Raw genomic sequence first — 13,060 nt, 5'->3', positions numbered from 1 at the left:
CCGCCCGCCCGGCTGGCTAGCGTGGCGGGGTGACCGCACACCAGACCCTCCCCCACGGCAGCTGGCCGACCCCGATCACCTCCGAGGTGGTGGTGCGGGCGGCCGCCCGGCTCGGTGAGGTGGTGGTCGACGGGGACGACGTCTGGTGGGCCGAGGGCCGGCCCAGCGAGGGCGGCCGCACGGTGCTGGTCCGCCGCTCCCCCGACGGCACGACGACCGACCTGCTCCCGGCCCCGTGGAACGCCCGCACCCGGGTGCACGAGTACGGCGGCGGCGCGTGGACCGTGGCCGCCGGCACCGTGTGGTTCACCTCCTACGCCGACCAGCGGCTGTACCGGGTCGACCCCGGCAGCACGGAGCCGGTCGCGGTGACCCCGGAGCCGGCGTTCCCGGCCGGTGTCCGGTTCGCCGACCTGTCCGCCGACGGGGACGGGGTGCTTGCGGTCCGGGAGACCCACTCCCCCGGCGGCGCGGCGGCCGACGTGGTGCACGAGGTGGTTCGGATCGCTGCCGACGGCACCACCGAGGTGCTGGTGAGCGGCCCGGACTTCGTCTCCGACCCGCGGCGGGAACCCGGCGGCCCCGCACTGGCCTTCCTGCGCTGGGATCACCCGGACATGCCGTGGGACGCCGCCCAGCTGGTGGTCCGGGACGGCGCCGGCGGTGAGCACGTGATCGCCGGCGGGCAGGGCGAGTCGGTCGTCCAGCCGGTCTGGGGCGCGGACGCGACGCTGTGGTGGCTGGGTGACCGCACCGACGTCTGGTCGCTGTACCGACGCCGGCCGCACGGCGAGGCCGAGCTGGTGCTGGACGTGGGCAGCGACATCGCCGGCCCGCAGTGGGTGTTCGGGCAGAGCCGGTTCGACCTGACCGACGACGGCCGGGTGGTGCTCGCCTACGGCCGGGACGGTGCCGACCGGCTGGCCGTGCTGGACGGCGACGGCGCGGTCCGCGAGCTGCCCTCGGAGCACGCGTCGTTCGGGCAGGTCCGGGCGGCCGGGGACGCGGTCGTCTGCGTGGCCGGCGGCCCGGCCTCCGAGCCGGTCGTGCTGCGGGTCGCCCTGGCCGACGGCCGCGCCGAGGTGCTGCGCCCGGCCCGCGACCTGGGGGTCGACCCGGCCTGGTTCTCCCGCCCGGTGCACGTCACCTTCCCGACCGAGCCCGGCCCCAGCGGCGTGGCCGAGGCGCACGCGTTGGTCTACCCGCCGACCAACCCGGAGGTCGCCGCCCCCGACGGCGAGCTCCCGCCGCTGCTGGTGCTGGTGCACGGCGGCCCGACCGCCGCCGCCCGGTCGGTGCTGGACCTGGGCGTGCAGTACTGGACCTCGCGCGGGTTCGCCGTCGCCGACGTCGACTACCGCGGCTCGACCGGCTACGGCCGCCGGTACCGCCAGGCGCTGACGGGCCAGTGGGGCATCGCCGACCTGGACGACGTCGTCGCCTGCGCCCGGTACCTCTCCTCCGGGGACGGCCCGGCCGGCCTGCGGGTCGACCCGGCCCGGATGGCGATCCGCGGCGGCTCCGCCGGCGGGTACACCACCCTGGCCGCGCTGACCTTCCGCCCGGGGGTCTTCGCCGCCGGGGCCAGCCACTACGGCGTCGCCGACCTGGCCGCGCTGGCCGCGGACACCCACTCGTTCGAGTCCCGGTACCTCGACGGCCTGATCGCGCCGTGGCCCGAGGGCGCCGCGGTCTACGCCGAGCGCTCCCCGATCCACGCCACCGACGCCCTCGACACCCCGCTGGCGGTGTTCCAGGGCGACGAGGACGAGGTCGTGCCCCCGGCGCAGGCGGAGATGATGGTGGCGGCCCTGCGGGCCAAGGGCGTACCGCACGCCTACGTGCTGTTCGCCGGTGAGCAGCACGGCTTCCGCAAGGGCGAGAACATCCGCACCGCGCTGGACGGCGAGCTGTCCTTCTACGCCCAGGTGCTCGGCTTCCCGCTCCCCACCGAGGAGGGCATCACCCCGATCACCGTCGTCCGGTGAGCTGGGGCCGGCCGCCCCGGGTGAACCGATCGGCGGTCGGGTGCGTAAGCACTGCGACGGAGCCCACCGGGGGCTCCGACGGTCCGGCGAGGGAGCGCGATGGCGCGCCACCGAGGAACGGCCCAGACCGAGGTCCTGGACGTGCGGGCGGCCTACGCCGCGCACGGCCCGGAGCTCTACCGCTTTGCGCTGCGCCAGCTGGGTGACGGCGGGGCCGCCCAGGACGTCGTCCAGGAGGTGTTCCTGCGGGCCTGGCGCGCCGCCGGGTCCTACGACCCGCAGCTGGCCAGCCTGCGCACGTGGCTGTTCACCATCGCCCGCAACGTGGTCGTCGACGAGGCCCGCCGCTTCGCCGTCCGGCCGTGGCAGCGGGACCTCACCGACGACGTCGAGCCACCCGCGGCCAGCGGGCCCGGCCTGGACGAGCGGCTCGTCGACGCGTGGGTGGTGGAGGAGGCGCTGCGGCGGATCGGCCCCGAGCACCGGACGGCGATCGTGCAGACCCACCTGCGCGGCCGGCCGCACGCGGAGGTGGCCGCCGAGCTCGGCGTCCCGGTGGGCACGGTGCGCAGCCGGGTGTTCTACGGGTTGAAGGCCCTGCGTCTGGCGATGGAGGAGATGGGAGTGGAACCGTGACCGGTCCGTCGCGCGACGCCCACCGGCGACTGCGCGAGCAGCTCGGGGTGTACGCCCTGGGGCACGGCACCCCCGAGGAGCGCGCCGCCGTCCGGGCGCACCTCGACGGCTGCGCCGCCTGCCGGGCGGAGCTGGCCGAGCTGACCCCGCTCGCCGGGCGGCTGGCCGGCGTCGACCCCGACCGGCTCGACGACCAGCCCGCCCCGCCGCCGGAGCTGGCCGACGCCGTCCTGGCCCGGATCGCCGCGGCCGGCCCGGGCCCGGTCGACCTGGCCGCCCGGCGTGCCCGCCGCACCCGGTGGGCCGCGGCCGGGGCCGTCGCGGTGATCGCCGCGGCGGCGTTCGGCGTGGGCTGGCTGAGCCGCCCGCTGCCGCCGGCGCCGCCGCTGGAGCCGGTCGCGGTGGCGGTGGTCGCGGAGGGGGTGCGCGCGACCGCCGACGTCGTCCCGCACACCTGGGGGGTGGAGGTGAAGCTGTCCGGTGCCGGGTTCGCCGCGGGGCAGGTGTACCGGGTCACGGTGGTCGACGAGGCCGGCCGCGAGGTCCCGGCCGGGCAGTTCATCGGTGTGGGGAGCCAGCAGCTCGACTGCAACCTCAACTCCTCGGTGCTGCGGGAGGACGCCGCCGGCTTCGCGGTGCTGGACGCCTCGGGCGCGGTGGTCCTGACCTCCACGTTCTGAGCTGAACGCGGCGGCCGCCCGGGCCGTACACCTCGGCGACCACCTGTCCCGTAGGCGGGACGCCTTGCCTCCGTCGCCGGGGCGTACCGCGCCGTCGTCCGCACAGGTGCGTGCGGGTGATCGGCAGCTGGAGGCCGGCCGGGCCACGGGGCCCGACCGTCCTCCGGGGCACGCGACGGCCGCGCCGGTCGGCGGGAGCCGACCGGCGCGGCCGGTGTGCAGTCAGGCAGCGGTCAGCCGCCGGCGGGGACCCGTCGACCGTCGACGGTGAAGGTGCCGCTGGCGGTGCCGTCGGGGCCGACCTCCTGGTAGACGTCGTTCCCCTCGCCGGCCGCGGTGTTGCCCCGGATCGCCGTCCGCTGCACGGTCATCGTGCCGGTCGGGGAGTTCCACAGCCCGCCGCCGTCGTTGGCCGCCCGGTTGCCGGTCACCTGACCGCGGTCGATGCGCACGGTCCCGGCGCCGGTGACGTGCAGTCCGCCGCCGTTGCCCGGGGCCGCCCCGGTCACGTTGCCGACGAGGTCGGTGCGCTCCAGCGTCGTCCGGCCGACGTTCGCCTCGATGCCGCCGCCGGCGCGGCGCGCCGAGTTCCCCTCGATCCGGGTCCGCTCGACGACGAGCGTGGCCTGGTCGTTGAGGATCCCGCCGCCGGAACCGGCCGCGCCGTCGGCCACGTTGCCGGTGACCTCCGACCGCGTGACGGTCAGCGTCCCGGTCGGCCCGGCCTCCTGGAACAGGCCGCCACCGCCCATCGTGGCCTCGTCACCGCTGGCGGTGTTGCCGGAGACGGTGGTCCGGTCCACGGTCATGCTGCCGGCCCCGGAGTTCCACAGGCCCCCGCCCTCGGCGGCCGCGGTGTTGCCCGAGACGGTGCTGCGCGAGACGTGCACGGTGCCGGCGCCGGTCAGGTGCAGGCCGCCGCCGTTGCCCGGCCCGGCACCGGTGCTGTTCCGCGACAGCGTCGAGCGGTCGACGGTCGTGGTGGAACCCGGTGACGCCTCGATCCCGCCGCCGGCCCGGACCGCGGAGTTGCCGGTGATCGTGCTGCGGTCGACGACGAGCGTGCCCGCGTTCCGCACCCCGCCACCGGACGCCGGGAGACCGGTCCCCTGCGCCGCACCGCCGGTCACGGTGACGTCGGTGAGCGTCAGCGAGCCACCGGGCAGCACGTCGAGGACACGGTCCAGGCGCTGCCCGTCGATCCGCGCCCCGCGGCCGTCGAGCACGATCCGGGTGGTGACGTCGAGGTCGCCGGTGGCCGCGGCGTCCTCACCGGTGCCGCGCAGGGTGAGCCGGTGGGTCCCCCGCCCGAGGACGACGGTGCCGCCGCCGGAGGCGTTCACCTCCTGCACTGCGGCCCGCAGCGAGCAGTCGCCCGCCGCGTCGGCGCAGCTCCCGTCACCGGGTCGGGCGTCGGTGCTGTCCTGGGCGGTGGTCACCGAGAGGACCAGGTTGCCGTCGCCGGTGCGTCGTGGCTCGTCCGCCGCGGCCGGGGTGGTGGCCAGCAGGCTCAGCGCGAACGCCGACGCTGCGGCGCCGGCCAGTGATCTGGTGCGCATCTGTCGTCTCCCTCGTGGATCGCGGGCGCCGGCGTACGAGCACCGACACAGAGGGGTACGGCGCCCGGCCGACCGGCGTTCGACCGGAGTGCGGGGATGCGGGCCGGAGCAGCCTGACGATCGGCACGACCGGCGCGCCGCTACCGGGCGTCCCCGGGAGCCCACCCGGACGTTCGGGGAGACGCCTCCGGGACGGCCCGAGGGACCTGCCGCCGCTAGACCTCGAGGACGGTGGGGATGATCATCGGCCGGCGGCGGTAGGTGTCCGACACCCACTTGCCGACCGTCCGGCGGATCACCTGGGACAGCCGGTGGGCATCGACCTGCTCGTCCTCCAGCGCCCGCCGCAGCTCCTCGTCCACCCGGGCGAGCACCTCGTTGAAGGCGGTCGGGTCGTCGGAGAAACCGCGGGTCGACAGGTGCACGGGCCGCACGATCGTCCGGGTCGAGGGCTCGACGACCACGGTGACCGCGACGAAGCCCTCGTCACCGAGGATGCGCCGGGCCTGCAGCGACTCCTCGCCGACGTCGCCGACGTTGAGCCCGTCGACGTAGACGTTGCCGATCGGCACGCTGCCCACGATCGAGGCCTTGCCATCGACCAGGTCGACGACGACGCCGTCCTCGGCGAGCAGGATGCGGTCGCGGGTCATGCCGGTCTGCTCGGCGAGCGCGGCGTGCGCGCGCAGGTGCCGCCACTCGCCGTGCACCGGCATCAGGTACCGGGGCTTGGCGACGTTGATCAGGGTGCGCAGCTCACCGGCGGGGGCATGCCCGGAGACGTGCACCATCGCCGTCTCCTTGTGCACCACGGTGGCGCCCAGCCGGGCCAGCCCGTTGATCACCTTGTAGACCGCGGTCTCGTTCCCCGGCACCAGGGACGACGCCAGGATGATCGTGTCGCCGGCCTCGATGGTGACCTGGTGGTGGTCGCCGCGAGCCATCCGGCCCAGCGCCGACAGCGGCTCGCCCTGGGAACCGGTGCTGATCAGCACCACCTGCTCCGGGGGCATCGAGGTCGCCTCGTCCAGCTTCACCATCAGTCCGGGGGCGACCCGCAGCAGGCCGAGGTCCTGGGCGACGCCCATGTTCCGCACCATCGACCGGCCGACCAGGGCGACCTTGCGGCCGTGCTTGACCGCGCAGTCGAGCACCTGCTGGATGCGGTGCACGTGGCTGGCGAAGCTGGAGACGATCAGCCGCTGGGTGGCCCGCTCGAACACCGAGTCCAGGACCGGGCCGATGTTCCGCTCGGAGGTGACGAAGCCGGGCACCTCGGCGTTGGTCGAGTCGGCCAGCAGCAGGTCGATGCCGGCGACGCCGAGCCGGGCGAAGGCCCCGAGGTCGGTGAGCACGCCGTCCAGCGGGAGCTGGTCCATCTTGAAGTCCCCGGTGTGCACCAGCGTGCCGGCCGGGGTGTGCACGGCGACGGCGAGCGCATCGGGGATCGAGTGGTTGACGCTGATGAACTCGCAGTGGAAGGGCCCGGCCAGGTGGTCGTCACCGGCGGCCACCTCGACCAGCACCGGGTCGATCCGGTGCTCGCGCAGCTTGGCCTTGACCAGCGCCAGGGTGAACCGGGAGCCGACCAGCGGGATGTCGGCGCGCAGCCGCAGCAGGTAGGGGATGGCGCCGATGTGGTCCTCGTGCCCGTGGGTGAGGACGACGGCGGTGATCTCGTCCAGCCGGTGCTCGATCACCCCGAAGTCGGGGAGGATCAGGTCGACGCCGGGCTGCTCGGCCTCGGGGAAGAGCACGCCGCAGTCGATGACGAGCAGCTTCCCGTCGAACTCGAGCACGGCCATGTTGCGGCCGATCTCGCCGAGCCCGCCCAGCGCCATCACCCGCAGGCCACCCGCGGGCAGCGGCGGGGGCGCCTTGAGGTCGAGGTGCGGCTGCAGGCCGGGCGCGGCGGTCGCCGTCACAGCTGGACTCCCCCCGCGGCGAGGTCGGTGCGCAGCTGCGCCAACTCCTCAGGCGTCGCGTCGACCAGCGGCGGGCGGACCGGGCCGGACGGCAGCCCCAGCTCGCGCAGCGCCGCCTTGACCATGATCGTGCCCTGCGTGCGGAACACCCCGGTGTAGACCGGCAGCAGGCTCTCGTTCACCGCACGCGCCGTGACCAGGTCACCGGCCTCGACCGCGGCGATCAGCTCGGCCAGCCGGGTGCCGACCAGGTGGCTGACCACGCTGACCACCCCGACCGCGCCGGCGGCCAGCAACGGGAGGTTCAGCATGTCCTCGCCCGAGTAGTAGGCGAGGTCGGTGCGGGCCAGCGTCCACATCACCGCGCCCAGGTCGGCCTTGGCGTCCTTCACCGCGACGATGTTCGGGTGCTCGGCGGCGCGGACCAGCGTCTCGACCTCGATCGGCACGACCGAGCGGGGCGGGATGTCGTAGAGCATCACCGGCAGGTCGGTGGAGTCGGCGACCGCGGTGAAGTGCCGCAGCAGGCCGGCCTGCGGGGGCTTGTTGTAGTACGGGGTCACGACGAGCAGTCCGTGCACGCCCAGCCGGGCCGCGGACTGCGCCTTCTCGATGGAGTGCGCGGTGTCGTTGGTGCCGACACCGGCGACCACCATGGCCCGGTCACCGACGGCGTCGAGCACCGCCTCCAGGACGGCGTGCTGCTCGCTGTCGCTGATGGTCGGCGACTCCCCCGTCGTCCCGAAGACGACGAGCCCGTCGTTGGCCTGCCGGTCGACCAGGTGCGAGGCCAGCTGCTGCGCGCCGGCCAGGTCGATCGTGCCGTCCTCGGCGAGAGGCGTGACCATGGCCGTCAGCACGCGCCCGAACGGCCGTGCGGGGTCGGTGGGCATGCCAGGAATCTACCGGCCGCCACCGACGCCGTCGGACCGCCCGCCGCCGGACCGCCCACCGTCGGTCCACCCGGACGCCTGCTCGGCCAGCACCGCAGCCACCGGGTCCGCGCCGGTGCCCGAGCGGCGCCACTGGGAGACCCGGAAGGAGAGCCCGCCGGCCGATCCGGCCCAGCCGGCGGCCGGCAGCCGCGCGCCCAGCGCCCAGTCCGGGCCGAGCGCCGGCGCCCAGGTGTCCCCCGGCAGCTGCGCGTCGACCTCGGTGAGGACGACCTCGTCGGCGTGCGGCAGGAACGCCGCGTACACGCCACCACCGCCGATCACCCACAGGTCCTCGCCCAGCGCCAGCACGTCGTCCACCGACCGGGCGACCTCCGCCCCGGGATCGGTGTCCTCCATCGTCGAGCTGAGCACCACGTTGCGGCGTCCCGGCAGCGGCCGGACCCGGGGCGGCAGCGACTCCCAGGTGCGGCGGCCCATCACCACGGTCGACCCGTGGGTGAGCGCCTTGAACAGCCGCAGGTCCTCCGGCAGGTGCCAGGGCAGCCCGCCGTCGGCGCCGATGACGCCGCCGGCCGCCTGCGCCCAGACCATCCGGACGGTGCTCGCCACGACCCGCGCCTCCGCGCCCTCGGTCAGACCGCCACCGCGCCGCGGATCGCCGGGTGGTGCCGGTAGTCGATCACGTGGAAGTCCTCGTAGGCGTGGTCGAACAGCGAGGGCGCCGGGTCGATCTCCAGCCGCGGGAAGGGCAGCACCTCCCGGCTCAGCTGCTCGCGCACCTGCGGCAGGTGGTTGCGGTAGATGTGGCAGTCCCCGCCGACCCAGATGAGGTCGCCGGCCTCCAGGCCGACCTGCTGGGCGACCATCCGGGTGAGCAGCGCGTAGCTGGCGATGTTGAACGGGACGCCGAGGAACAGGTCGGCGCTGCGCTGGTAGAGCTGGCAGGAGAGCTTGCCGTCGGCGACGTGGAACTGGAAGAGCGCGTGGCAGGGCGCCAGCGCCATCTCCGGCAGGGCGGCGACGTTCCACGCCGAGACCACCATCCGCCGGGAGTCCGGGTCGGTGCGCAGCGTCTCCAGGACGGCGGACAGCTGGTCGATCGACCCGCCGTCCGGGGTGGGCCAGGACCGCCACTGGACGCCGTAGACCGGTCCCAGGCTGCCGTCCTCGGCGGCCCACTCGTCCCAGATCGAGACGCCGTGCTCCTTGAGCCAGCCGACGTTGCCCTCACCCCGCAGGAACCACAGCAGCTCGTAGGCGATCGACTTGAAGTGCACCGACTTGGTGGTCACCAGCGGGAAGGAGCTGGACAGGTCGTAGCGCAGCCGCTCGCCGAACAGGCTGAGCGTGCCGGTGCCGGTGCGGTCGTCCTTCGGCGTCCCGGTCTCCAGGACCCGGCGGAGCAGGTCCTCGTACTGCGTGTCGACCTGCTGCTGGACGGCCACCTCGGCCATGTCGACTCCTCGTAGCGGTCTGTGGGCCGGGAGCTCCGGACCCGGGTGGGTGCTGTGGTCGGCCCTCGGCCGGGCGGTCGGGTCAGCCTTCGGCGACGAGCGGGCTGGCGGCGACCGCCGTCCCGTCGGCCAGCCGGCTGACCCGGAAGTCCTCGAAGACGTGCGGGGCCACCCGCTGCAGCTCGCGCAGGCAGGCGACGGCGAGCTCGCGGATCTCGACGTCGGCGTGCTCGCTGGCCCGCATGGCGACGAAGTGCCGCCAGGCCCGGTAGTTGCCGGTGACGACGACGCGGGTCTCGGTGGCGTTGGGCAGCACCGACCGGGCGGCCTGCCGGGCCTGCTTGCGGCGCAGCGCGGCGTTCGGCACGTCGGCGAACCGCCGCTCCAGCCCGTCCAGCAGGTCGGCGTAGGCGGCCACGGCGGCATCGGTGGCGGCCAGGAACGCCGCGTGCAGCTCCGGGTCCTCGGCGATGACCGCCGGCTCGACGACCGCGGCGTCGTCCTCGGGCACGTACCGCTGGGAGAGCTGGCTGTAGGAGAAGTGCCGGTGTCGGATCAGCTCGTGGGTGAGCGACCTCGAGACACCGGTCAGGTACATCGAGATGGTGCCGTGCTCCAGCACCGAGAGGTGCCCGACCTCCAGGATGTGCCGGAGGTAGCCGCGGTTGGTCGCCGTCGCCGGGTTCGGCTTGTCCCAGGACTGGTAGCAGGCGCGCCCGGCGAACTCCGCGAGCGCCTGCCCACCGTCGGCGTCGGTCTCCCACGGCACGTCCGCCGGCGGGGTGAACTGCGTCTGCGCGACGACGTGCACCTTCAGCGGGGCGATGGCGGGCACGCATCGAGGGTACGGGTCGCCCAGGCCATCGCCTGCGCCCGCGGCGACAGCGGCACCACCTGCCCCAGTGGCGAACACGGCTCAGCGCACCACGGCGGCCAGGTCGGGGGCCAGGTCGCCCCGGCCGGCCACCTCGACGTGCTCCAGCGCCATCCAGTCGGCCATCGACCGCAGCTCGGCGGCCAGTTCGGCCGCCACCTCGGCGGTCTCGACCCCGCGCTCGGCGTGCGCCGCTTGGACGCGCAGCACGCCGGCCTTGCGGTCGGCCTTGAGGTCGACCCGGGCCACCAGTCGGTCGCCCAGCAGGAACGGGAGCACGTAGTAGCCGTGCACCCGCTTCTCCGCCGGGGTGTAGATCTCCAGCCGGTAGCGGAAGTCGAAGATGCGCTCCACCCGCGGCCGCTCCCACACCAGGGAGTCGAACGGGCTGAGCAGCGCCCGGGCCCGGATCCAGCGCGGCCGCCGCGCCTGCGGGTGCACCCAGGCCGGCCTGCCCCAGCCGGCGACCTCGACCGGCTGGAGCTCCCCGACGTCGGCCAGCTCGGCGATCGCCGTCCGGGTGTCGGCCGGTGGCAGCCGGAAGTAGTCGCGCAGGTCGGTCTCGGTGGCCACGCCCAGCGCCCGGGCGGCCGTGCGGACGAGCTCGCGAAACGCCTCGTCCCGGTCGGGGGTGGGTGTGTGCACGACCGCAGCCGGCAGCACCCGTTCGGTCAGGTCGTAGACCCGCTCGAAACCGGCGGTCCGCCGCCGGGCGGTGAGCACCCCGGTGTAGAACAGCCACTCGAGCGCGACCTTGCCGGCGTGCCAGTTCCACATCGAGCCGGGGCGGTCGGGCCGCGGCTCCAGCAGCTCACTGGCCTTCAGCGGACCACCGTCGCGCACCCGGTCGAGCACCTCGGCGACGTAGCCCGGACGGTCCTGCTGGATCGCGACCATGTTGCCCCAGGCGTGCTGCTCGGCCGCCGCCATCCGCCAGCGCAGGTGCGGTTGCAACCGGACGGGCAGGAAGGACGCCTCGTGCGCCCAGTACTCGAACAGGTCGTGCCGCCGCGCGGAGAGTGCGTCCAACGCCGTCCGGTCGTAGACCCCGAGCCGGCTGAAGTACGGGAGGTAGTGCGACCGGGACAGCACGTTCACCGAGTCGATCTGCACCACGGCCAGCCGCTCGGCGGTGCCCCGGAGCTGCCGGGTGCCGACGCCGCCGGCCGGCCGCGGGCCGGCGAAGCCCTGGGCGGCCAGCGCGATCCGTCGAGCCAGGGCGGTGGGCAGCCTCTCCGCGGGCGTCGTCACGGTCACCGATCCTGCCGTGGGGGTACGACACCCGCCGCGCCGGACCACGCCGCCTAGGCTGCCCGGGTGGACCTCCCCGGACGGCCGGACCTCCCCGGGACACCGGACTTCCCCCAGGCACCGGGTCTCTCGGGGCGCGCCGAGGTGTCGGTGCGACCGGCAGCCCCCGCGGACGCCGCGGAGCTGGCCCGCGTCCAGCTGGTCACCTGGCGCACCGCCTACCGGTCCCTCCTGCCGGCCGAGGTCCTCGACGACTGGGACACCGAGGCCGCGGTCTCCGCCTGGCGCACAGCGGTGGTCGCGCCCCCCACCCCCGGCCACGGGGTGCTCGTCGCTCTCGACGGGGAGACCGTCGCCGGGTTCTCCGCCCACGGCCCCGCCGAGCTCACCGCCGACGAGGACCCGTTCCCCGGCGGACCCACAGCTGAGCTGATGACCCTGCTGGTGGAGCCGCGATGGGGCCGCCGGGGCCACGGCAGCCGGCTGCTGGCCGCGGTCGTCGACCTGACCTCGGCCGCCGGGACGGCACGGCTGCAGATGTGGGTGCCGGAGGCCGACGAGGTGACCACCCGCTTCCTGTCCGCCGCCGGCTGGGCGCCCGATGGCTGGGTGCGGACGCTGGACACCGGCGGCACCCCGCTCCGCCAGGTCCGCTGGCACACGATCCTGGACGACGAACGAGGAGAGCAGTGACCTTCTCCGGCTTCCCCGACGAGGCACTGGTGTTCTACGAGGGCCTCGAGGCAGACAACAGCAAGACCTACTGGGCCCAGAACCGCCAGCTCTGGGAGCAGCACGTCCGGGCGCCGATGCAGGCCCTGGCCGATGAGCTGGCCCCGGAGTTCGGCACGGCGAAGCTGTTCCGCCCCTACCGGGACGTCCGGTTCAGCCACGACAAGACCCCGTACAAGACGCACCAGGGCGCGGTGCTGCACCAGGACGGACGGGGAACCGGGTCGGTGTACGTCCAGGTGTCCGCCGACGGACTGCTCGTCTCGGGTGGGTGCTGGCGCCTGCAGCCGGACCAGGTCGACCGCTACCGCCGCGCCGTGGACGACGACGTCCAGGGCCCCCGGCTCGCCCACGTGGTCGCCTCGCTGGAGCAGGAGGGGTTCTCGATCGACGGCGACCGGCTCGTCCGGTCCCCGCGCGGCTACCCCGCCGACCACCCGCGGATCGAACTGCTCCGGCACCGGTCGTTGCACGCATCGCAGCAGTGGACGCCGGAGGACTGGCTGCACCGCCGGACCGCCCTCGACCGGGTCCGGGACAGCTGGCGCCGGTTCGGTGCGCTGAACCAGTGGCTGGCGGACAACGTCGGCGCCTCCACGGCTCCGCCCGACCGCCGGCGATGAGCCCAAACGTCACGTGACGTCGGCGGCACCAGGGGCAGCCGCAGCAGACGCCGATCCCGCCTGGCGCCCGCTGCTCCGTGTGGTCCCTTGGAGGTCATCCGGGCAGGCAGCCCGTGCACCGTCGGGCGGGGCGTGACCGGCCCCAGAAATGCAGGAACGGGGCCACAGCAGATGCTGTGACCCCGTTCCTGGGAGTTGTGTCCGGCGGCGTCCTACTCTCCCACCCGGTCCCCCGGGCAGTACCATCGGCGCTGAAAGGCTTAGCTTCCGGGTTCGGAATGAGACCGGGCGTTTCCCTTTCGCCATGACCGCCGTAACGCTGTGAACTTGTCCCCCACCCCACACCACACCAACCCGCAAAGGGACGATGTGGAGCAGGGCGGGTTCCGTACGTTCAGAACCACACAGTGGACGCGAGACATCAAGCAACAAATAGCTGGGT

Annotated in this window: 12 protein-coding genes and 1 rRNA gene; 5 read left to right on the top strand and 8 right to left on the bottom strand. The window is 74.5% G+C overall.

What is annotated here, in order from left to right:
- Positions 1-29: 29 nt before the first annotated feature.
- From Q1A09_RS20650 to Q1A09_RS20640, 3 genes are all read left to right on the top strand, one after another.
- On the top strand, positions 30-1,988 hold the full coding sequence (locus tag Q1A09_RS20650) for a prolyl oligopeptidase family serine peptidase (RefSeq protein ID WP_299959565.1): 1,959 nt from the start codon (positions 30-32) through the stop codon (positions 1,986-1,988).
- 99 nt (positions 1,989-2,087) lie between these two features.
- On the top strand, positions 2,088-2,624 hold the full coding sequence (locus Q1A09_RS20645) for a sigma-70 family RNA polymerase sigma factor (RefSeq protein WP_299959562.1): 537 nt from the start codon (positions 2,088-2,090) through the stop codon (positions 2,622-2,624).
- Positions 2,621-3,304, top strand: a complete 684-nt coding sequence (locus tag Q1A09_RS20640) for an anti-sigma factor (RefSeq protein WP_299959559.1) — start codon at positions 2,621-2,623, stop codon at positions 3,302-3,304. The genes Q1A09_RS20645 and Q1A09_RS20640 overlap by 4 nt, the downstream gene beginning before the upstream one ends.
- 233 nt (positions 3,305-3,537) lie before the next feature.
- On the opposite strand, the gene Q1A09_RS20635 is transcribed toward Q1A09_RS20640, so the two are convergent.
- The 7 genes from Q1A09_RS20635 to Q1A09_RS20605 form a co-directional block, all read right to left on the bottom strand.
- The gene (locus Q1A09_RS20635; protein ID WP_299959557.1) at positions 3,538-4,863 is read right to left on the bottom strand and encodes a right-handed parallel beta-helix repeat-containing protein; all 1,326 of its coding nucleotides are present in this window, start codon (positions 4,861-4,863) and stop codon (positions 3,538-3,540) included.
- Between the two features lie 215 nt (positions 4,864-5,078).
- Positions 5,079-6,788: a ribonuclease J gene (locus tag Q1A09_RS20630; protein ID WP_299959554.1), complete on the bottom strand. Its 1,710-nt coding sequence runs from the start codon at positions 6,786-6,788 to the stop codon at positions 5,079-5,081.
- On the bottom strand, positions 6,785-7,681 hold the full coding sequence (dapA, locus tag Q1A09_RS20625) for a 4-hydroxy-tetrahydrodipicolinate synthase (protein WP_299959551.1): 897 nt from the start codon (positions 7,679-7,681) through the stop codon (positions 6,785-6,787). The genes Q1A09_RS20630 and dapA overlap by 4 nt, the downstream gene beginning before the upstream one ends.
- Before the next feature lie 9 nt (positions 7,682-7,690).
- The gene (locus Q1A09_RS20620) at positions 7,691-8,293 is read right to left on the bottom strand and encodes a dihydrofolate reductase (RefSeq protein WP_299959548.1); all 603 of its coding nucleotides are present in this window, start codon (positions 8,291-8,293) and stop codon (positions 7,691-7,693) included.
- A 23-nt stretch (positions 8,294-8,316) separates the two neighbouring features.
- Positions 8,317-9,138, bottom strand: a complete 822-nt coding sequence (locus Q1A09_RS20615) for a thymidylate synthase (RefSeq protein WP_299959545.1) — start codon at positions 9,136-9,138, stop codon at positions 8,317-8,319.
- 82 nt (positions 9,139-9,220) lie between these two features.
- Positions 9,221-9,973 (bottom strand): FAD-dependent thymidylate synthase, encoded by a 753-nt coding sequence (gene thyX / locus Q1A09_RS20610; protein ID WP_299959542.1) that lies wholly within the window; start codon positions 9,971-9,973, stop codon positions 9,221-9,223.
- An 81-nt stretch (positions 9,974-10,054) separates the two neighbouring features.
- Positions 10,055-11,263 carry a winged helix-turn-helix domain-containing protein gene (locus tag Q1A09_RS20605; protein WP_299959539.1) on the bottom strand — a complete coding sequence of 403 codons (1,209 nt, stop codon included), beginning with the start codon at positions 11,261-11,263 and terminating at the stop codon, positions 10,055-10,057.
- Between the two features lie 66 nt (positions 11,264-11,329).
- Between Q1A09_RS20605 and Q1A09_RS20600 the strand changes: the two genes are divergently transcribed.
- Together Q1A09_RS20600 and Q1A09_RS20595 are read left to right on the top strand one after the other, a co-directional pair.
- The gene (locus tag Q1A09_RS20600; protein ID WP_299959536.1) at positions 11,330-11,956 is read left to right on the top strand and encodes a GNAT family N-acetyltransferase; all 627 of its coding nucleotides are present in this window, start codon (positions 11,330-11,332) and stop codon (positions 11,954-11,956) included.
- Positions 11,953-12,618 carry a DUF2461 domain-containing protein gene (locus Q1A09_RS20595; RefSeq protein ID WP_299959533.1) on the top strand — a complete coding sequence of 222 codons (666 nt, stop codon included), beginning with the start codon at positions 11,953-11,955 and terminating at the stop codon, positions 12,616-12,618. Before Q1A09_RS20600 ends, Q1A09_RS20595 begins: the two co-directional genes overlap by 4 nt.
- A gap of 199 nt (positions 12,619-12,817) precedes the next feature.
- Here Q1A09_RS20595 and rrf read toward each other — a convergent pair.
- Positions 12,818-12,934 (bottom strand): 5S ribosomal RNA (rrf, locus tag Q1A09_RS20590).
- Between the last annotated feature and the right edge of the window lie 126 nt (positions 12,935-13,060).

The organism is uncultured Modestobacter sp. (genome assembly GCF_947486615.1).
Lineage (GTDB): Bacteria > Actinomycetota > Actinomycetes > Mycobacteriales > Geodermatophilaceae > Modestobacter.
Note: the sequence above shows the minus strand (reverse complement) of the source record. Positions and strands in the feature narration are given on the sequence as shown.

Coding starts and splice junctions, on each gene's coding strand:
- Q1A09_RS20635 (WP_299959557.1), bottom strand. CDS start 4,863: ATGCGCACCAGATCACTGGCCGGCGCCGCAGCGTCGGCGTTCGCGCTG.
- Q1A09_RS20615 (WP_299959545.1), bottom strand. CDS start 9,138: ATGGCCGAGGTGGCCGTCCAGCAGCAGGTCGACACGCAGTACGAGGAC.
- Q1A09_RS20645 (WP_299959562.1), top strand. CDS start 2,088: ATGGCGCGCCACCGAGGAACGGCCCAGACCGAGGTCCTGGACGTGCGG.
- dapA (WP_299959551.1), bottom strand. CDS start 7,681: ATGCCCACCGACCCCGCACGGCCGTTCGGGCGCGTGCTGACGGCCATG.